At 47.5% G+C, this 21,003-nt stretch carries 16 protein-coding genes; 7 read left to right on the forward strand and 9 right to left on the reverse strand.

All coding sequences use genetic code 11. The annotated features are described in order from the left end of the window. Positions 1-80: 80 nt before the first annotated feature. Positions 81-3,671: a pyruvate:ferredoxin (flavodoxin) oxidoreductase gene (gene nifJ, locus OSQ85_RS09430; RefSeq protein WP_265822667.1), complete on the reverse strand. Its 3,591-nt coding sequence runs from the start codon at positions 3,669-3,671 to the stop codon at positions 81-83. 229 nt (positions 3,672-3,900) lie between these two features. Here nifJ and OSQ85_RS09435 point away from each other — a divergent pair, with 229 nt between their 5' ends. The 7 genes from OSQ85_RS09435 (at position 3,901) to OSQ85_RS09465 (ending at position 10,101) form a co-directional block, all read left to right on the forward strand. Next, positions 3,901-4,689: an MlaE family ABC transporter permease gene (locus OSQ85_RS09435; RefSeq protein ID WP_265822668.1), complete on the forward strand. Its 789-nt coding sequence runs from the start codon at positions 3,901-3,903 to the stop codon at positions 4,687-4,689. Beyond that, a complete protein-coding gene (locus tag OSQ85_RS09440) occupies positions 4,686-5,213 on the forward strand; it encodes a P-loop NTPase family protein (RefSeq protein WP_265822669.1) in 528 nt (175 codons plus the stop codon). The genes OSQ85_RS09435 and OSQ85_RS09440 overlap by 4 nt, the downstream gene beginning before the upstream one ends. Next, entirely contained in the window at positions 5,174-6,157 is a 984-nt protein-coding gene (locus OSQ85_RS09445) for an MlaD family protein (RefSeq protein WP_265822671.1), read from the forward strand. Before OSQ85_RS09440 ends, OSQ85_RS09445 begins: the two co-directional genes overlap by 40 nt. Then, positions 6,154-6,843: a hypothetical protein gene (locus tag OSQ85_RS09450; RefSeq protein ID WP_265822672.1), complete on the forward strand. Its 690-nt coding sequence runs from the start codon at positions 6,154-6,156 to the stop codon at positions 6,841-6,843. Before OSQ85_RS09445 ends, OSQ85_RS09450 begins: the two co-directional genes overlap by 4 nt. 217 nt (positions 6,844-7,060) lie before the next feature. Continuing rightward, complete coding sequence (locus OSQ85_RS09455) at positions 7,061-7,399, forward strand: P-II family nitrogen regulator (RefSeq protein ID WP_265822673.1); 339 nt, start codon at positions 7,061-7,063, stop codon at positions 7,397-7,399. A 36-nt stretch (positions 7,400-7,435) separates the two neighbouring features. Further along, complete coding sequence (glnA, locus tag OSQ85_RS09460) at positions 7,436-8,845, forward strand: type I glutamate--ammonia ligase (protein ID WP_265822675.1); 1,410 nt, start codon at positions 7,436-7,438, stop codon at positions 8,843-8,845. A gap of 431 nt (positions 8,846-9,276) precedes the next feature. Next, positions 9,277-10,101 carry an MBL fold metallo-hydrolase gene (locus OSQ85_RS09465; protein ID WP_265822677.1) on the forward strand — a complete coding sequence of 275 codons (825 nt, stop codon included), beginning with the start codon at positions 9,277-9,279 and terminating at the stop codon, positions 10,099-10,101. Here the strand turns inward: OSQ85_RS09465 and OSQ85_RS09470 are convergent. From OSQ85_RS09470 to OSQ85_RS09505, 8 genes are all read right to left on the reverse strand, one after another. Further along, the gene (locus OSQ85_RS09470; RefSeq protein ID WP_265822678.1) at positions 10,098-10,370 is read right to left on the reverse strand and encodes a GSU3529 family protein; all 273 of its coding nucleotides are present in this window, start codon (positions 10,368-10,370) and stop codon (positions 10,098-10,100) included. The genes OSQ85_RS09465 and OSQ85_RS09470 overlap by 4 nt on opposite strands. 128 nt (positions 10,371-10,498) lie before the next feature. Beyond that, on the reverse strand, positions 10,499-12,058 hold the full coding sequence (locus OSQ85_RS09475) for an ABC1 kinase family protein (RefSeq protein WP_265822680.1): 1,560 nt from the start codon (positions 12,056-12,058) through the stop codon (positions 10,499-10,501). Further along, positions 12,059-12,337 (reverse strand): phasin family protein, encoded by a 279-nt coding sequence (locus tag OSQ85_RS09480; RefSeq protein WP_265822681.1) that lies wholly within the window; start codon positions 12,335-12,337, stop codon positions 12,059-12,061. It abuts the gene before it with no gap. A 234-nt stretch (positions 12,338-12,571) separates the two neighbouring features. Then, complete coding sequence (gene cimA, locus OSQ85_RS09485; RefSeq protein WP_265822684.1) at positions 12,572-14,149, reverse strand: citramalate synthase; 1,578 nt, start codon at positions 14,147-14,149, stop codon at positions 12,572-12,574. Between the two features lies 1 nt (position 14,150). Next, positions 14,151-15,365 carry an aspartate kinase gene (locus OSQ85_RS09490; protein WP_265822685.1) on the reverse strand — a complete coding sequence of 405 codons (1,215 nt, stop codon included), beginning with the start codon at positions 15,363-15,365 and terminating at the stop codon, positions 14,151-14,153. Positions 15,366-15,376: 11 nt separating this feature from the next. Further along, positions 15,377-16,549 carry a cofactor-independent phosphoglycerate mutase gene (locus OSQ85_RS09495; protein ID WP_265822687.1) on the reverse strand — a complete coding sequence of 391 codons (1,173 nt, stop codon included), beginning with the start codon at positions 16,547-16,549 and terminating at the stop codon, positions 15,377-15,379. Positions 16,550-16,641: 92 nt separating this feature from the next. Continuing rightward, entirely contained in the window at positions 16,642-17,964 is a 1,323-nt protein-coding gene (locus OSQ85_RS09500) for a homoserine dehydrogenase (RefSeq protein WP_265822688.1), read from the reverse strand. 160 nt (positions 17,965-18,124) lie between these two features. Next, on the reverse strand, positions 18,125-20,941 hold the full coding sequence (locus tag OSQ85_RS09505; RefSeq protein ID WP_265822690.1) for a DEAD/DEAH box helicase: 2,817 nt from the start codon (positions 20,939-20,941) through the stop codon (positions 18,125-18,127). Positions 20,942-21,003: the final 62 nt, after the last annotated feature.

The raw sequence follows: 21,003 nt of genomic DNA on the forward strand, positions 1-21,003 counted from the left end.
GCAAAGCGACGCGGCAGTCTCAGTTTTATTGTCCCTGATAAAAAAAGCCCTCCGTTTCCGGAGGGCTCTGTAATCGGTTATTATTTGCTGCAGTCCATCTTATCAGCAAGCTGTTTGTAGATGGAGAATCTGCGTTTTACTTTCTCGTCCGCGATTTCTGCGAGTTCTTTCGCTTTTTCGGGGAACATTTTCTGAACAACTTTGAACCTGTTCTCTGTAGCCATGAATTCTTTCAGGCTCATTGAAGGATCTTTGCTGTCGAAAGTAAGGGGGTTTTCTCCCGCCGCGAACTTGTCGGGGTGGAAGCGGAACAGAGGCCAGTAGCCGGAGTTTACAGCCCTTTTCTGAGCGTCAACGCCGCTGGTCATATCTATGCCGTGCGCAATGCAGTGTGAGTAAGCAATGATGATAGAGGGACCGTTATACTGCTCGGCCTCAACAAATGCTTTGATACACTGTGCAGGGTTAGCGAGAGAAACTTTCGCTACGTATATGTGGCCGTATGTCATGGCTATCATGCCGAGGTCTTTTTTCTCAGGCACTTTACCGGAGAAGGCGAACTTCGCGGCAGCGCCGATAGGCGTTGATTTTGAAGCCTGACCGCCTGTGTTTGAGTAAACCTCAGTATCAAGAACCAGAACGTTGATGTTCTCTGTTGCCGCAAGAACATGGTCAAGACCGCCGTAACCTATGTCATATGCCCATCCGTCACCGCCGAGAATCCATACGGATTTCTTAACGAGGTAATCAGCAAGGGATATAAGGTTTTTGGATTCTTCCGTACCAATCTTCTCAGCCTGAGCTTTAAGTTTTGCAACCCTTTCTCTCTGCTGTTCGATCTGGAGCTGGTCTTTCTGCTCTGCGTTCAGGATTTCAGCAATAAGAGCCTTGTCCAGCTTACCGCTGAGTTTTTCCATAAGCTCTTTCGCCTGAAGCTCAAACTGATCAACAGTAAGTCTCATGCCGTAACCGAACTCAGCGTTGTCCTCGAACAGGGAGTTTGACCATGCGGGTCCTCTGCCGTCGCACCTGACAGTGTAGGGTGTGGTGGGCAGGTTGCCTCCGTAAATGGATGAGCAGCCTGTGGCGTTGGCTATGATAGCTCTGTCACCGAAAAGCTGTGCAAGCAGTTTTACATAAGGAGTTTCGCCGCAGCCTGCGCATGCGCCGGAGAACTCAAACATATGGGGAGAAAGCTGGCTGCCTTTGAGTGAGTTTTTGTTATATTTATCAACAGGAAGCTCAGGAATAGTGAGGAAGAATGCGAAATTTTCCGCTTCCTGCTCTCTGATTTCGTGCTGAGGTTTCATGTTGATAGCTTTTATTGAAGGATCGGTTTTGCTTTTCGCAGGGCAGTTGTGTACGCAAGCGCCGCAGCCTGTGCAGTCCTCAGGAGCAAGCTGTACAGTGAACTTCATTCCTGCGAACTCTTTTCCTCTTGCATCGCCGGATTTAAAAGTTTTGGGAGCTTTGTCAAGTATGGCAGGCTCGTAAACCATTGTCCTGATCGCAGCGTGGGGGCATACGAATGAGCAGATAGCACACTGGATGCAGAGCTCTTCTTCCCACACGGGAGCGTTGATTGCGATGTTGCGTTTTTCAAACTTAGCTGTTCCTGTGGGGAAAGTTCCGTCAATAGGAAGCTTGGAAACAGGAACCTCGTCCCCTCTGTTGGCGACAAGCACGCTTGTAACCTCTTTAACAAAAGGAGTCGCGTCTTTATCTGTCACACAGTTGTTGACGATGGGGAAAGGGATAACTTCGTTTTCTTTAACGCCGAGTTTGTCCTCTTTTGAGTAATCAACTTCGAAAAGCTCCGTGGAACCGGCTTCAACAGACTTAAGGTTCATGTTGACGACTTTCTCGCCGTATCTGCCGTATGATTTTTTAATTGCATCGCTGATCGCTTCCACTGCCTTATCAAAGGGAAGAATGCCTGATTCCTTGAAGAATGCAGTCTGGAGGATAACATTGTATCTTGAGCCCAGACCTATTCTCTCAGCAGCATCAACAGCGTTGATTACAAAGAACTTAGCCTTTTTAGCGATTATCTGCTTTTTGACTACCTCAGGCAGATGGCTCCATACAGTGTCCTTGTCAAACTGGCTGTTGAGAAGGAATGTTCCGCCGGGTCTGAGGTATTTAAGCATCTCATATTTATCGAGGAATGAGAAGTTGTGGCATGCCACGAAATCAGCTTCCTGAACAAGATATGAGCTTTTTATATCCTTTTTGCCGAAACGCAGGTGTGATGTGGTCATTGAGCCTGCTTTCTTTGAGTCATAAACGAAATACGCCTGAACATTGTTGTCAGTGTATTCGCCGATGATTTTGGCTGAGTTTTTGTTAGCGCCCACAGTACCGTCTGAGCCGAGACCGAAGAACATAGCGTTGTAAACGCCGTCTCTGGGAGTAAGCCAGTTAGGATCGTAAGCAAGGCTTGTTTTGTTGAGGTCGTCCTCTATACCTACGGAGAAGCCGTTCATAGGCTCGTCTTTATCGAGGTTGTCAAAAACAGCTTTAACCATGGAAGGCGTAAACTCTTTTGAACCGAGGCCGTATCTTCCGCCGACTATCACGGGGTAGCCGTCGAACTTGAACATTTTCTTCTGCATAGCTTCGCCGATAGCAGTGCGGACATCAAGGTACATAGGCTCGCCTATTGAACCGGGTTCCTTCGTTCTGTCAAGAACTGCTATCTTTTTCACTGTTTTGGGAAGTGAGCTGATGAAATCAGCAAGGGGGAAAGGCCTGTACAGTCTGATTTTTACTATACCTACTTTCTCGCCGAGTGATGTCATGTACTCAACTGTTTCCTCAGCGACATCAGCACCGGAACCCATGATGATGATTACTTTCTCAGCATCAGGAGCGCCGAAATAGTCAATGAGTTTATATTGTCTGCCCGTAAGGTCGGCAAATTTGTTCATCTGATTCTGCATAATGGCGGGGAAGTCGGTGTAGAATCTGTTTGCAGTTTCGCGGCTCTGGAAGAATACGTCAGGGTTCTGCGCAGTGCCTTTAATAGTGGGACAGTCAGGGGTAAGAGCTCTGGCTCTGTGGTTGCGCACAAGCTCATCACTGATCATTGATCTCATATCTTCGAGAGTAAGCTCTTCGGTTGTGCGGATTTCGTGTGAAGTCCTGAAACCGTCGAAGTAATGGAGAACAGGAATTCTGCCCTCAAGTGTGGCAGCCTGAGATATGAGAGCGAAGTCCATAACCTCCTGAGGGTTATTGGAACAGAGCATTGCCCAGCCAGTCTGGCGGCAGCTCATAACGTCAGAGTGATCGCCGAAGATGGAAAGAGCGTGTGAAGCTATGGCTCTGGCGCTTACATGGAAAACAGTGGGAGTAAGCTCACCGGCTATTTTCAGCATGTTGGGAATCATAAGAAGAAGGCCCTGCGAAGCAGTGAAGGTTGTAGTGAGTGCTCCGGTCGAAAGTGCTCCGTGAACAGTGCCTGAGGCTCCGCCTTCGGATTGAAGCTCAACAACTCTGGGAACAGTGCCCCATATGTTAACTTCGCCTACGGCGCTTTTCTCGTCTGCAATTTCGCCCATTACGGAAGACGGAGTTATGGGGTAAATCGCTATGACTTCATTGGTTGCATGGGCAACATGGGCGGCAGCGGTATTACCGTCGATGTTGACTTTTCTTCTGGTAGCCATTATTCCTCCTTGGTTTTGAGTATTAGACAAGATCCTTACGGTTGCAGAATATAGAACCTGAATAATAGACCTGATTTAAATCTTCTAAAGTTTATAACAATAATTCAAAAACGCGTCAACCGTTTTATAATCACGCTTCCAGTTGGTTTTTTATAAAAAAAATTAATGGTGAATTAAAACGTTTTGATGATATTGGTTGATTTTCGCAGCAGATTTTATATAATTTTGTATGGAAAGTTTTATAAGAAAATTAGGCCGTAATTTTATTGATCTTGCCGTTTTTTTTCACGGTTTCACAATCTTCTCAAACAAGGTTATAAAAACCTTTTTTAAGCTTAAGTTATTTAATCCTGCTGTAGCTTTGGTCTTTGTCAGGCAGATATATTTTACGGGCGTTCAAATCCTTCCTGTTTATATTGTATTATCGCTCATAATCGGCGTTGCCATGGTGGGTTCGCTGATGCAGGCTGCGGATCTTGTCGGCGGTATAGACCAACTAGGAAGAATAATGGTGGTAATATCCTTCAATCAGATAGCCCCTCTTGTTACATCAATACTACTTGCCCTCAGGTCGGCTACTGCTGTCACTGCGGAAATATCATTAATGAAGATGAACAGAGAGATAGACACCCTAAAGTCGCTCTCGATAGATCCTTTTGAATATCTCTACCTGCCCCGCATAGCCGCTGGAGTTATATGTATGATGGCGCTCTCCACTATATTTGTATGTGTGTCTCTGCTCGGCGGTTACTTCATTCTCAGCTTCCTCCAGGACATGTCGCTGGACTACATGCTTACCACTATATTTGATAATCTGGAACTTTTTGATATTATCGCCTTTCTTATAAAGGTATTCTTCCTCGGCTTCGCCCTGATGAGTATACCTATATACACCGCACTTGAAACCAAAGAGGCCGTCACGGAAATACCCATCGCCCTCCTCAGAGGAATGATGAGGCTGTTTTACGCCTTCATAATCATACAGATATTCACCGTTATGCTGGGGATGTACATATGACAAGCACATTTATATATTACACCAGCGAACAGCAGAAGGAACAATGGCTGGCGAAAATCCTTGAGTTCACCGAACACGAACGGATAGGCATAGTCACAGGCAGGCTCCCCGTAATAGGAAACCTTTCCGTTTTCGAAAACATCATGCTTCCTGCCAGCTACCACTTCAACCTCAGCCTCAGGGAAGGCAGAAAGATGATCGAAAACGACCTCAAGCGTCTGGGCATTTCCCATGTGATAGACACAAGGCCTGACTTTCTCACTGATTATGAAAGGCTTCTGGTAAAATATCTGCAAGTTACATACCTGCAGCCTAAGTGGATAATCATAGTCAGCCCTAGAAGAATGTACGCCGCAGAATACGAAGAGAAGTTCAAAGATTTTTTGCGTTGTGAAACAAGGGATAATTCGGTTATTATCGATCATATAAACCACAGATATCTGTTTCAGGATCTCGAAAACTACACGGAGCTGGATTTTGAATTATGGCTGGAAATAAATTTGCGAACCTCGAACTCAAAGTAGGGCTTTTTGTTATTATATCAATCGCCCTTATGGCAGCGATAATTTTAACCTTTGCCATAAAGAAAAAACTGTTCATGCCAAAGATAAATGTCTCCATCCTTACGGATTCGGGTGACGGAATAACCAAAAGCATGCCTGTTAAATACGCCGGGTTCACTATTTCAAGGGTATACGAGGTGGAGCTTATGGATGACGGCAACGTTGTGCTCCACACCAGAATCCCCAAGCAGTACACCAAATGGATCAGGCAGGACTCCGTTGCCAAGCTTACATCCCAGAACATCATCGGTTCCAGCTTCATAGTTTTCAGCGGCGGTTCCGCGAACTCACTGGAAATAACCGACGGAACATCCTTCAACCTCACCCGTGAAGGCGGGCTGGCCGCACTGATGGAACAGGCTCAGCCTGTTATTGAGGATATTAAAGAGATCGTGAACAATGTTGCGAACATTACGCAGACAATTGAGGATCAAAGCGAAAATATAAACAGATTTTTCGGCGGTCTGGGTGATGTCGGGGACGATCTGCATAATAAAACGGGCTCTGTAGGCTACCTCGTCCGCAGCGACTATATAAAGGATGAGGTTAAAAATATTGTCGGGCGCATAGAAGTTCTCCAGATGCAGCTGAACGAAATAGCGGACAATGTGAATCTAAAAGTTGAACGCACGGATGAATCCATAGACAAGCTCAACAGCGCCCTCCAAGCCTTTAAGGAAGGGGTGCAGTCGATTGAGAAAGCTGTGGAAAGCGCTCAGCCAACCATAGACAATGCCAATAAAATATCGGGCGATGTTGCGGAGGCGACAGACAACATAACCGAGATTAAAAATCAGGCGGATTCCATACTCAAAACCTCAGACAGAATCCTCTACAACCTTGAGCAGAGGTGGCCTTTTAATGACGGTTCAGTGATTACCGGGGAAAAGGTGAAACTGCCATGAGAAAGCTTGTAATCTTAACAGCCCTTTTCATAGCAGTGACAGCATGCGGGCAAAAACAGAAAAGCTCCTCCGAATACATATATGCGGCCTCGCTGCATAAAAATTACTCGTCATATTACTACAAGGGGCAGCAGAAAATGGCTGACATCACCTTTTATAAAGCTCAGGATGCTTTTCAGCGCATGGATTCCGTGTGCAACGTATCACGCCTTTATATAACCAGATATGCGCTGGCGGAACAGGATGCCCTGCCTGCTGACCTCGCCAAGGCATCGGCTTATGCCGAACTGGGTGACTGCCCTGATGAAAAGCTCATCACAGCCTTTCTCTCCGGGGATAACCTGACCGACACGGGCAGTCTGGAAAAGCCGTTTTCCCTGATCGCAGAGTTTAAAAGGACAGGCAAATATTCAGCCCTTATCTCATACGCAGAGGACGGGGACACCATGAGCGACTCAACGGTCAGACTTTACAGACTGGTGGCCGCTGCGATAACCGATACCGAACCGGAAAAAGCCTATGAACTTGCGGAAAAAGCAAGGGTCATTGACAGTACATACGGATGGACACTGGGGCTCTCCAGAGACCTTGACATAATGATTAAAGCTTACGGAAAACTTGGCAGGGACACTTCCGCTCTCATTGAGAGAAAAAGGCTCATAGACGCAAAACTGACTAACAATTAATCACTTCTTGGTCAGTTTTTAACCGCTTCTAACCTGTTCAGCAGCTTAAAAGTGCTTTTTTATGAGTGATTGAGGGAGATTTTCAAAAACACTCTTCCCTCGCAAACCGAGACCAGCAAGGCTCATTTTGTCTGAAACCTTACAAAAAGAAATAAATGCAGGCGCTCTGCACCTTTTGGCACTGCAATTGCTTTAATTAAATGCGCGGAGGTTGAACTTGAAAAAGATTGAAGCAATCATCAAACCATTCAAACTTGACGATGTAAAAGAAAAGCTCACTGAAGTAGGAATCAGAGGCATCACTATCTCCGAAGTAAAAGGATTCGGCAGGCAGAAAGGCCACACTGAACTGTACAGAGGTGCAGAGTACGTAATTGATTTTATCCCTAAAATCAAAATTGAAGTTGTGCTCCCTGATGAAATGGTGGACGACGCGGTTAATATCATTATGGAATCCGCCAAAACAGGACGCATCGGTGATGGTAAAATTTTTGTCACCACAATTGATCAGATCGTAAGAATAAGAACCGGAGAAACAGGAGAGGAAGCCCTTTAACCAAGGGATTCTCTTCCATAGAATTTAGGAGGCAACATGACAGCTAAGGAATTGCTTAAAGTAATTAAAGAGCAGGAGATCAGACTGATCGACATCAGATTCTGCGATTTCCTCGGAACGTGGCAGCACACTACCATCCCCAGCCACCAGTTCACAGAAGACTTCTTCGAAGAAGGTCTCGGATTTGACGGTTCAAGTATCAGAGGATGGCAGGCCATCAACAACAGTGATATGATTCTGCTTCCTGATGCCTCAACCGCTTTCATAGATCCGTTTATGGATATTCCCACTATGGTTGTAACATGCAACGTTTTCGATCCCATCAGCAAAGAACGTTACACCAGAGACCCCAGAAACATCGCCATTAAGGCAATAAACTACCTTAAAGGCACAGGCATAGCCGACACTTCATACTTCGGACCCGAAGCTGAATTTTTCGTATTCGACAACATTCAGTATTCTTCCGGCAAAAATGAAGGCTTCTACTTCATCGACTCTGATGAAGGCGACTGGAACTCAGGAAGAGACGAAGGCAATAACCTTGGCTACAAAGTTAGACCGAAAGAAGGCTACTTCCCCTGCCAGCCCACTGACACCCTTGCAAACCTCAGAGCCGAAATGGTTCTGAAAATGGAAGAACTCGGCCTCACTATCGAAAACAGCCACCACGAAGTTGCAACAGGCGGCCAGTGTGAAATCGATATGAAGTTCTCTCCCATGGTTGAAATGGCTGACATGCTCATGAAATACAAATATGTAGTTAAAAACGTTGCCCGTCAGTACGGCAAAACAGCTACATTCATGCCCAAACCCCTCTTCGGAGACAACGGTTCAGGCATGCACTGCCACCAGTCTCTCTGGAAAGACGGTAAACCCCTCTTCGCCGGCGATTCTTACGCAGGCCTCAGCGAAATGGGTCTGTACTACATAGGCGGTATCATTAAACACGCCAAAGCTATAGCTGCTTTCACCAACCCCGGAACAAACTCCTACAAACGTCTTGTTCCCGGATTTGAAGCTCCTGTAAGCCTTGCTTACTCTTCAAGAAACAGATCAGCTTCCATAAGAATACCCATGTACTCCGCTTCTCCCAAAGCAAAAAGGATCGAAGTACGCTTCCCCGACCCCACATGCAACCCCTACCTCGCATTCACAGTAATGCTTCTTGCAGGTCTGGACGGCATACAGAACAAAATTGATCCGGGCGAGCCCATGGATAAAAACCTTTATGATCTTGATCCTATCGAGCTTTCAGCTATTCCCCAGATGCCCGCATCTCTCGGCGAAGCGCTTGACGCACTTGAAAAAGATCACGAATTCCTTCTTAAAGGAGATGTTTTCACTGAAGACGTTATCTCCTCATGGATCGAATGGAAAAGGGAAGAAATCACTGCTGTTAACAGCAGACCCCACCCCCACGAATTCTTCCTGTACTACGACGCGTAAAAAGTCAACTTCCGCAAGACTTTTCACGGGGCGCCCTGTTTTCGGGGCGCTCTTTTTTTATAATAGTTCAGAAAAACCTGCATCCATGCAGTTTTTCTTCACTCGCAGCCTGTGCGGTGAAACCGCTTGCTGCTCTGGTTACGCTTGCGCTCCTCGCATTCGCTGCGGTACGCGCTCCACGGGCACATCCTTCTTACAATAGTTCGCAGAAACATACCTCCTGTAGTTTCTGCTTTATAGGCTCCGCTTCGCACGGCGCAGTTCCGTCCTTGGAACTGTTTGCGTCATTGCGAACTCCGCAGGAGTGAAGCAATCTCTCAGTATATCCAGGGACTGCTTCGTTGCAGTGACATAGCAATGCGTCATTCTGAGGCTTTAGCCGAAGAATCCCTTTCTCTTCTATCTTCTTCAAAAATCAGCTATAGTAAAATATGATAAAACTTACAGTGGTTGCCGACAACTATACAGATTCGCTCAGCCTGTGCGCCGAACACGGATTTTCCTGCGTGCTGGAAACAGAGAAGCTCAGCATTCTGCTGGACACAGGTCAGGGAATGGCACTTAAAAACAATCTGTCAGCTCTGGGCTTCAATAACAGGTTTGACATAGCCGTCATAACCCACGGGCATTATGATCACACAGGAGGCCTCACCGAAGCCCTTAAAAACGGTGTTGCCCTTGCAGACAGGCTCTATGTCCATGAAAACATATTTGCCGGGCATATGAAGAAAAATCCCGACGGCACGTTCAGCTTCATAGGTGTGGATGCGGACGAAAATAACCTCGGAAACCTCTACTCCCTTACAAAAGTTAAGGGTAAAACGGAGATAGCCGAAAACATATTCCTTTGCGGCGAAATTCCCCGGTACACCGATTTTTCAGCCGATGAGAACCTGTATATCCAGACTCCCGCTGGCTGTGTGAAAGATCCTTTTGATGATGAGATTTTCCTTGTAATAATAGATGATGAAAGCCTTGTTGTGGTCACAGGCTGCTCCCACTGCGGAATAATGAATATAATCGAACATACGGAAAAGCTGTTCCCTGACTATAAAATACGCTCTCTTATAGGCGGATTTCACCTTTTCAGGGCTGATGAATCACAGACATCGCAGGTGGCGGATTATCTTCAGCGGAAAAACATATCCAACCTGCTGACAGGGCACTGCACCGGGATTGACGCATTCATGACAATTAAAAACACGCTGGGAAGCAGTGTGAATATGACCAAGGCAGGTCTGAAACGCCTTGTTTAGCTCCCCTTCACGCTTGATTTGATGTAGCCGACAACGTACTGAATATCGCTGGCAGATGCACCCAGCCTCTCACAGCAAGCTTCCGCATAGGTGTGATAATCCAGCACCATCTCAGCAAGGTCGCCCACTATTTTTGCTTTTGAGGCGAAAAAAGTAGGTCTGGAGGCTATCTCCATAACAGAATCCGCAATGTGATCCGGCAGGTCAAGCTCGTTCTGAGCTTTTATAACGGCTGATTTCAATCTCTCAAAAACATCGTTCTGTTCCATACTCTCACCGCAGCACTGCATAAAAACCCCGCACAAAACTAACGCATCAGAAAGGCGCTTATAGCTCACATTATAGCACAGTGTTCTCTTATTGCAAGAAGGCTGTTGTAAAGAAAGGCAAAGGGAGTCTAGATTGTAAAAATAACCTTAATCAAACCCGCTCCGAAGACTATACTGCCTATGAACGGGCTGTGCTCAAAGCCGAGGAATACTATAAAAAATCCCGTTATCATTGTGAGAATGCCGTATGCGAGGGGACGGTAATATATCCGTGAGCGTTCCCTTATGTAGTCTATGCTCTCACGCGAAAGCTTTATTTCCAGAGAATCATCGCTCATGCTGTTGATGATTTTCCTGATCTTCCTGTAGGTCATGGGGATTTCCATAACCTCGCCCTTGATCTGATCAAACATCCTTCCATCAAGCCCCAACGCCCGCGGAAGGTTCTCTTTAAGAATGGGGAGAATATCCTTTATCCCGTTGAAATTGCTTATATACGTGGTTCCGAGCCCCTCTATTATGGAGCTTACCCGCATAATATATATTGCCTCCTGCGGAAGCTTAAAGGGCATTGTCTTCACTGTGTTAAGCACCTCAAAAGCCAGAACCTGCATGCTTTTGGCATCGAGAGTTTCGTCAGAGAAAATATCAAACATCCTCTCCGCGGCTTCCTGAAGCAGGGCATCAGGGGCATCCGCTGCAACTATGCCCAGTTTCTTACAGGCACGGACATATGTCTCAAAGTCTCTCTCGTTGGCTGATTTGATAAGCTCTATTATTGAGCGTCTAGTGTATTCGCTGATCCTTTTCACCATGCCGAAATCAAGGAGAATAAGCTCCCCTTCCGCGGTAACAAGCAGGTTGCCGGGGTGCGGATCAGCATGGAAAAAGCCCTTCACAAGCATCTGCTGGGTATAGAAATATATCAGCTTGCCCATAATATCCTTTATGCTGATATTCAGACGGGTGAGAACCTTTCTGTCATCAAACCTGTAGCCGTGCTCAAAGCTCATGACAAGGGCATCGGATGAGCAGTATTTTTCATATGGGGTCGGAAACCTTATGCCGCTGTCCGGATAAATGGCTATGAATTTCTTGAGGTTGAGAAGCTCAGTATAGAGATCCACCTCTTTGCGGATCATGTCTGTAAATTCAGCTATCACCGCTTCCACAGAGTTTTTTGTGTATTCAGAGAACAGCGGCTTGAAAAGTCCGTTGAAGAAACTCAGTATTCGTATGTCCGCATTAACTACCTTCTCAATATTCAGCCTTCTCAGCTTAACGGCCACTTCCGTTCCGTCCATAAGCACAGCGTGGTGCACCTGCCCTATGGAGGCGCTGGCGATCGGGGTTTCCAGAAAGGTGACAAAGTGCTTATTATCACCGAAAGCGCGCCTGTAAACAGCGTCAAAATCGCTCTTGCTCATTTTCGGAATGTCGTCATGCAGATCCTTAAGCTCTTCTAGGTAGTCCTCCGTGAAGAAATCCGCTCTGGTGGCCAGAACCTGAGCCAGCTTGATGAAACTGGCTCCGAGGGCATAGATATACTGCTTAAGCCTCACAGGGTTAAGAGGTTTCATCAGCAGAAAGCTTTTTCTGTCCTTAATGATCAGAAAAACGGTGAGAAGCACCATGAAAACACGGTAAATTCTCACCGGGGAGTACAGGCTGAAAAAAGATGATCTCACTTATTTTTTCTCTTCAATAAGCTTTTTCAGCTCTTCCAGATCCTCTTTTGTGGCTACGCCAAGTTCGGAAAGTATTTTTTTTATCTTTTCTTTCAGCTTTTTATCAAACTCATCTTCAAAAGACTTGGCTTTTGCCTTCGCCTCTTCATATTTCTGCTTAAATTCTTCCTTTCCGCCCTTGCCTTTCTCTTTCAGTTCCTCAAGTTCCTTTTCCATCTTTTCCTTGGCGGTGAGTGCAGCCCCCAGACCTGCGTAAAAAAAGTCTTTGATTTCGTCCATGGAAAGCCTCCTTAAGTTAAAGCACACTGAATTGTCATATGATAACAAAATACACCCTGAGAGAGTAAATTGCCACGGATTGATTGATAAAGGATAAAAAAAATCCCGGCTATATGCTTTAAGGGGGGAGGAGGGATAAAGCATAGAGATAGCCGGGCAAGATTCTATTTAACTTTTACTTGTTACTAACTTAACAACCCTATTATACAGCAAAAAATTCAAGTTTCAAGTGTTTTACACATTCTCTCTGTCTTTCAGGAGTTTATACTCAATGGAGTCGATCAGCGCCTGATAGCTCGCCTCAATAATGTTGTGAGCCACGCCGACTGTACCCCATGTGTCACGCTCGTCCTTGGATTCGATAAGAACCCTTGTCAGCGCCTGAGTGCCTGTTCCAGCTGTGAGGATGCGCACTTTGTAATCCACCAGAGTCATGCTGTTTAAGTTAGGATAAAATCTGGAGAGAGCCTTTCTTATGGCGTTGTCCAGCGCGTTCACGGGGCCGTTGCCTGATGCCGCGGTGTGTTCCGTTTCGCCCTGAACCTCGATCATAACAGTTGCTTCCGCCGCTGAGCTGTCATCATTGTCCTTCATTTCATCAATAACCCTGAAGCTCATTGAATCGAAGAAGGGCTCAAACCTGCCCATAGCCTTGCGCATAAGCAGTTCAAAGGAGGCTTCTGCCCCTTCGTACTGGAAGCCTTTGTTCTCAAGCTCTTTCAGTTTCTCCACCACTTCGGTTATGGCCGGATCATTGCTGTCAATATCCAGACCGAAATCCTTTGCCTTGTAGATAAGGTTGCTCTTGCCCGAAAGGTCGGAAACCAGAACACGCTGGGTGTTGCCCACGAGTTCCGGTTCTATGTGCTCATAAGTGCGTGAGTTTTTCATAATAGCGCTTACATGCACTCCGCCCTTGTGAGCGAAAGCTGAGCGCCCTACATAAGGCTGATGGATGTTGTGCTTAAGGTTGCCGAGTTCGTTTACCAGACGGGAAAGCACCCTGAGTTTTTTCAGGTTTGCCGCCGGAACGCACTCAAAACCGTATTTAAGCTGTAAGTTGGGGATCACGGATGCGAGGTTGGCGTTTCCGCATCTCTCTCCGTAACCGTTCATTGTTCCCTGAACCTGCGTAATGCCGTGCTTCACCGCAAGTGTGGAGTTGGCAACTGCGCAGTCACTGTCATTATGGCAGTGTATTCCCAGCGGATAAGCGCCTACGTGTTTTTTCACGTCCTCGATTATCTCAACCAGACTGTCCGGCAGTGTACCGCCGTTGGTATCACAGAGAACAAGGCAGTCAGCGCCCGCATCTTTCGCGGCGAGAAGGGTTTTAATGGCGTATTCACTGTTGGCCTTGTAGCCGTCAAAGAAATGCTCAGCATCATAAAAAACCCTGTCCACCTTGCTCTTGAGATAGCTCACGGAGCTGTGGATAAGGTCAAGGTTTTCCTCAAGGGAGAGCTTAAGGGCTTCCCTTACATGGAGATCCCATGTTTTGCCGAAAATAGTGAGGTTCGGAACCTCCGCTTCAAGGAGAGCCTGAAGGTTTTCATCGGTCTCGCAGCTTCTCTTCGCCCTTCTGGTGCTGCCGAATGCGGCAATATTGTCAATGGGCGCGGAAGAGCTTTTGATAGCCTTAAAAAACTCAATATCTCTGGGGTTGGAACCGGGCCAGCCCCCTTCTATGAAACGTATTCCGAAATCGCAGAAAGTCTCTGCGAGCCTTACCTTATCCTTTACCGTGAAATTGACATCCTCAGCCTGAGTTCCGTCCCTCAGGAGGGTGTCATATATATCGACTTTAGTCATTCTAATCCTCTACAAAAGCCTCGTGGAGAACTCTAACCGCGAGTTCCGCAAATTTTTCATCAACAACACATGATACCTTGATTTCGCTTGTGGTTATCATCTGAATGTTAATGCTGTTTGCGGCAAGGACTTCAAACATCTTCGCGGCAACACCGGCGTGGCTTCTCATGCCTACGCCCACTATTGAAACTTTTGCGATGTCTTCGTCCGCCAGAACCTCCTTCGCTCCTATCTCTTTTGCAGTTTCTTTGCAAACCGTGAGCGAACGGCTAAGGTCGGTTTTTGATACGGTGAAGGAAAGATCAGTGTTTCCTTCCGTGCTGACGTTCTGGATTATAACGTCAACATTGATAGCCTCTTTTGCCAGCCTGCTGAAAATTGTGGCAGCAATGCCGGGTCTGTCGGGTACGCTTTTTATTGTAATTTTCGCCTGATTTTTATCGCTTGCTACGCCTCTAACTACTACCTGCTCCATTTCGTCGTCCTCCTTAGTAACCAAAGTTCCGGGTTTGTCTTCAAGGGATGAAAGCACCATTATGTCAACATTATAGTTCATGCCGAACTCAACGCTTCTTGACTGAAGCACTTTTGCGCCGAGGGAGGCAAGTTCCAGCATTTCGTCATAGCTGATTTTGTCAAGTTTTTTGGCTTTTCTTACTATTCTGGGGTCGCCGGTGTATATGCCGTCAACATCCGTATATATTTCGCATACATCAGCCTTAATAGCTGCTGCGATCGCAACGGCGGAGGTGTCTGAACCGCCCCTGCCGAGGGTTGCTATGTCATTGGTAACAGGGTTGTAGCCCTGAAATCCGGCCACGATGCAGATCTTGCCTTCGGCAAGCTCTTTTTTGATTCTTGAGCCGTCAATCTTCATTATGCGGGCTTTGGAGTGAGCGTGATCCGTCTCCAGGCCTATCTGAATTCCGGAGAGAGAAACGGCCTTGTAACCCATTGAGATAAGAGCCTGAGCAACAAGGGGGCAGCTTGCGGATTCACCCGTGGAAACAAGTGCGTCATATTCCCTCAGATCATAGTCCTTATCGATTTCCTTGAGAAGACCGATCAGTCTGTCCGTTTCGCCGGACATGGCGGAGGATGTAACTACGACATCATGCCCCTGATCCTTTTTCTTTGCGATAATTTTGGCAACATTCTTAATCCGTTCGATGGAACCCACACTCGTTCCGCCGAATTTCATCACTACAAGGCTCACTTTACCCTCCTTTAACCCTTTATAACGGCAGATTTCAGAAAATACTGCGCTATTTTGTAACCTTCTTCCATGAAGAAAGCGGGCTTGACAAACTCATTATACTCAATATTAGAGTCGGCTTCCACGCCGGAGCCGTATATAATCGCCGGAACGGGCTCATTGACGTGGGTACGGATTTTAACGGGCGTCGGATGATCGGGCGTAACCAGAATCCGGTAGTCGCCGAAGGAACGAAGTCCGTCCAGCAGGATGGGAAGCATTCTGCCGTTTATATTCTCCACTGCGCGCACTTTTTCCTCTATGCTGCCCATGTGTCCCGCCTCATCAGGGGCTTCAACATGGAGAAAAACATAGTCGCACTCGTTAAAGGCTTTAACGGCGTATTCCGCCTTGCCTTCAAAATTGGTGTCGATGAACCCTGTTGCGCCGGGAACGTTGATTATGTTCATGCCCGCAAATGTACCTATGCCCTTGATAAGGTCAACAGCGGCTATAACGGAGCCTTTCAGCCCGTACATATCCTTAAACAGCGGAAGCATCGGTCTGCCGCCCTCACCCCAGAGCCAGATGGCGTTGGCGCGGCCGTATGTATTCTTTTCAAATACTTCCGATGCCTTAGTGAGTATAGCATTGATTTTATCAGAACCTTTGCCTGCGGGAAGATATTTTTTTATTTCCTGCCCCATAATATCATGGGGAGGGGTTGTTTTGAGTTCAAAGTCCGCATCACGGATAACCATAATGTTGCGGTAGCCCACACCGGGGTAAAACTCCGCACCGTCATCCTTAAATAGTTCATTAAGAGCGGCAACGGCTGACTTTGCGGTATCGCCCGGAATATGGTGTGCGCTGAAATCATCCATAACAAGGTGATCGGGCGTGAGGGTGACAAGGTTGCAGCGGAAAGCCATATCCTTCTCACCGAGGGTGATTCCCATTGCTCCGGCCTCAAGGGGGCTTCTGCCTGTGTAATATTTAAAGGGGTCATACCCCATAACGGAGAGGTTGCATATATCGCTGCCGGGGTAAAGCCCGCCGTGTGCAGTGCGTATGAAGCCGCATGCACCGCCCTTTGCCATAAGGTCAAAGTTCGATGTATCGGCGTACTGCATCACGGTTTTATCACCGAGTTCTGCGATTTTATGGTCGCTCATTCCGTCGCATAACAGAACAAGATATTTCATTTAAAACCTGCCTTATAAAACATTCATTTGGTCTGCAAACAGCGAAGCAGCCTCCTTCAAGCTCCTTCACCGGGTTCAGGCTGGCGAATATGTCAGTCTTCCAGACCTTCAACCCTGATGACCACGGTTTTGTCACGCACAACGCTGAGGTTGTTGATCTCATTGACCGCGTGCATAACCTTGCTTCCTTCCGTCAGATGAGTCATGAACACAAGCGGAACAGTTTCACCGCTGCTCTGTTTACTGCTCTGGATAGCCTGATAGATGCTTATGCCGTATTTTGCGAGCACACTGGCTATTCTGCTCAGTGAACCGGGCTCATCCACCGCAAGGAAACGGAGATAAAAGCTGGACTGTATTTCTTTAATATCCCTTACAGGATAGTAGTAAGTGAGCTCTTTGGTGAACCCCAGAACAGGAACCCTGCGCTCCGCACCGGACATAATGTCGCGCGCTATGCCGATTATGTCCCCCGCAACTGCACTTGAGGTGGCCTCACCGCCTGCGCCTCTGCCGTAGTGGAAGGTATCGCCCACTTTATTCCCTTTAACGCTGATTGCGTTAAAAACTCCGTTAACCTGCGCCATAAGGTCGGTCACGGGGATCATTGTGGGATGAACCCTTACTTCTATATCATCGTCATGTCTTTTCGCTATGGCAAGGAGCTTTATGCGGCATCCGAGTTTTTTGGCGAAATCTATATCCACCTGCTTAATGCTTGTTATGCCTTCCACAAAAACCTTTTCAAAAGGAACAAGCGTGGCAAAGCCTATTGAGGCAAGAATCGCAATTTTATGCGCGCTGTCGTGCCCTTCCACATCAAATGTGGGGTCTGCCTCAGCATAACCGAGAGCCTGAGCCTCTTTCAGAACATCGCCGAACTCTTTGCCCTCCTCTTCCATTTTGGAGAGAATGTAGTTCGCAGTGCCGTTTATGATCGCTGTTATCTCAAGTATGCGGTTTGCGGCAAGGTCTTCCTTAAGCACATTCACTATGGGGATACCGCCGCCCACGCTGGCCTCGAAGCCGATGGTAACACCTTTGGCCTCTGCCGCCTTGAAGATCTCAGCCCCGTAAACAGCAAGAAGAGCCTTATTAGCAGTGACAACATGCTTGCCGTTTGCCACAGCAGCGAGAATGAAGCGTTTTGCCGTTTCATAACCGCCGATGAGCTCGACAACTATATCTATCTCAGGGTCATTGATAATTTCCATTGCGTCCGTCGTTCGTACCGGAACAGTCTGAAGAAGCGTATCGTTCGTGTAATCGTTAATGCGGAGATCGGCAACAGCCCTAACGTTAATGTCCAGCCCCGTTTTAACGGCTGTGCTTTTAACATTATGCTTTAAAGTTTCCAGAGTGCCTTTGCCCACGGTTCCGTAACCGATGATGCCCACATTAATTTTCTTTTCCATCAAATACCTCCGAAAAGATTACCTAAAAACGAACGCTTCGCTTATTTATTTCAAAATAAGTCTGCAATGATACTGTATTAAACATACCAAGTCAAGACAGGGAAGGTCTTAAAATAAGGGTAAATTTACTAAAAAGTGATTATTGTTTTAAAAAGCGCGATCACAGGTAGGATGCGAGTATCTCCTTCCATTTCACAGGGATGCGGATCAGGCTTCCGTCTTTTACAGGCGCGTGGATAAAACCGTTGTTTACCCCGAAGAGGAAAAGATCCCTCGTCACCTCCACATCCTTTATGCAGTATTCCTCTATGAGGTCAAAGCGCCCCTCCTTAAACCATTGAAGCGCCATGAGCCCGTCAGCGGATTTGCCTGTATTCAGCGTGGCGGTGGCAAGCTTTTCCAGTGAGAAGCGCTGCCCGGTCAGGCTGCGGATGTCCGCCAGCATATCAAACACGAAAGTTCCCCTGAATGCGGGCATTCCGTAACCGGAGAGCACCTTGTTGTCAAAGCCTATGTTGTTAAAGCCGACAATCATCCGTGCGGAGGCGAGTCTTTCGGTGAGCTCGGTTATCTTTTCTTCCCTGTAGGCGCTGAACTCGCCGCTGTTCATGGAATAAACCACAGCAACGGACACGCCCATCTTATGGCTGTTGTTCCATCCGCCGACCTCGTCAGCCGAATATTTTGTCTCTATGTCATAAACCAGCACTTCGCCGCTGTTTTCGCATTTTATCACAGGCTTTTCCTCCTCATCCTTCAAATCCTCTTCCAGAAGGCGCTTTATCAGATAGACCGCCCCCTGTTTATCCAGCGGATAATTGCCGCTGCCGCATTTGGGCGAATATATACAGGCGGGGCATCCGTCCTCACACCCGCAGAATTTCACCTGATTCAGCGTGGTTTCCAGAAGCTCCCGTATTCTTCCGAAGGCTCTTTTCACTATCCCAACACCGCCCGGATAGCCGTCATAAACAAACACGGCGGAGCTTTCAAGCTGCGGATGGTAAGGGTACGATATGCCGCCCACATCATCCCTCGAACTCAGAACCACAGTGGGAAGCATGGCTATAACCGCATGCTCAAAGGCGTGGATAGCGCCCATGTAGTTCAGCCCCTGAGCTTCGATCTCCTGCCTGAAAGCTGGAGGGATGAGGAAATACATCCCCTTGGTCTCAAACATGACCGGGTCTTCCTCAAGGTCAACATCCTGAAGTTTTTCCCCTGTGCGGGCAGAGATTTTGGAGTAACCGATAAGCCTTTCCGTAACCCGCAGGTCGCTGAAACACGCCCGCATGTTCCCTTCCGTTTTTCTGTCCCGCTCATGCAGAACAGATGTCTGCTTTTCGGTAAGGGGTACGGTAAAATAGTTGCCGTTAAACGGCTGGAGTTCTATCTCCCGTTTCTGCCTGTCAGTATCAGTCACTATGAACTGGCTGCCTCTGTGCAGGTAGACCGCTCCCTTGAAATTCTCGGTGTAAACACGTCTGCCGGAGTTGGTGGCTATCATTATTTTGGAGCAGTTCAGGGTGTAGCTGTCCCCCGCCATGCGGAGATCAATATCACCGTAAGGGTATCTGCCCAGAGCAAACAGTCTGCCGCCTCCCGCTTCCTCAAACAGCCTGCCTTCCGCCGCCAGTTTCTCTATCTGGACTGCGTTCTCTTTATAGTAAGCCTCATCCCTTGAAACGGGCTTTTCATAAGCGGCGCAGATGATGTGCCCCTCATTTATCTCGGTGTTCTCCCTGTCCACTGCCAGTTCCTCAAACCTGCCCTCAAACAGAAGCTCAGGCTTGCGCACATAGTACTGATCCAAAGCGTCATTCCCCGCTATGAGGATTATGAGGCTGTCCTTAATGCCCCTTCCGCTGCGCCCTGCCCTCTGCCAGAGGCTCATCATTGAGCCCGGATAACCGACAAGAATCGTGGAGTCCACCCCGCCTATGTCAAGCCCAAGCTCAAAGGCGGATGTGGAAATAACGGCTTTCAGTTTACCGTCAGAGAACTTTTTCTCTATTTCCCGTCTCTCCTCCGGCAGAAAACCCGCCCTGTATGAACTGAGGGCAGAGGCATATGTCGGGTCGCCGGATATGGCTCTGGCGAATATTGTTTCCGTCTGCTTGCGGGACTTGGTGAAGCAGATTGTCTTGACTCCGGCCTCGATATTAACTTTCAGAAGATAGTTAGCAAGTGCCGCCGCAGGAATATCCGGGTTGAACATCAGAAAATGCTTTCTGCCGGACGGGGCTCCGCTTTTTGATACATGGGCAAACTCACGCCCGAAAAGCTGTGAAGCAAACTCCGCCGGGCTCCCTATAGTCGCCGAGCAGGAGATGATGCGCACATGCGGGTAAAGCCTCTGAAAACGGGCAAAGAGATTGTAGACATGGCTTCCGAAAACGCCTCTGTATGTGTGGAGCTCGTCCACCACAAGGTATTTCAGCCCGCTCAGGAAGCCGTCCCACTCCTCACGTTTTGCCAGCATAGAGTAATGCATTATGTCGGGGTTGCTGATTATTATATTCGGCTGATCTTTCAATATCTTACGGCGGAGTTTCTTATCTGTGTCCCCGTCGATGACCGCTGTTTTTATTCCGCCGCCGAGGGGGATTTCACTGATGAAATTTTCCAGACTCTTCTGCTGGTCATGCCCCAGAGCCTTAAGAGGGAACAGATAAAGCGCCTTCACGCCTCTGTTATGATAAATATCTTCTATTACAGGGAGATTATAGCAAAGGGTCTTCCCGCTGGCGGTAGGCGTGGTGACTATAATGTCCCTTCCTGCCCGCACATGGCGGTAGCTTTCAGCCTGATGGGTGTATAATTTATCTATACCCATATCTCTGACGGCGTTTCGTATAATGTCCGACTCTATTATGTTCAGTTCTTCGAATTCCGCATCTCTGGGCGGGATAACCCTCTCATAGTTAAGGGATGCGGCGAACTGTCCCTTATGCAGGTGCTTTATGAGTTTTTCCATAGCCCTATCTATATCACATCCACCGTCCGGCGCAATATATCAATATCATTCATTATCATCAT

The organism is Geovibrio ferrireducens (assembly GCF_026226615.1).
GTDB classification, from domain to species: Bacteria; Chrysiogenota; Deferribacteres; order Deferribacterales; family Geovibrionaceae; genus Geovibrio; species Geovibrio ferrireducens.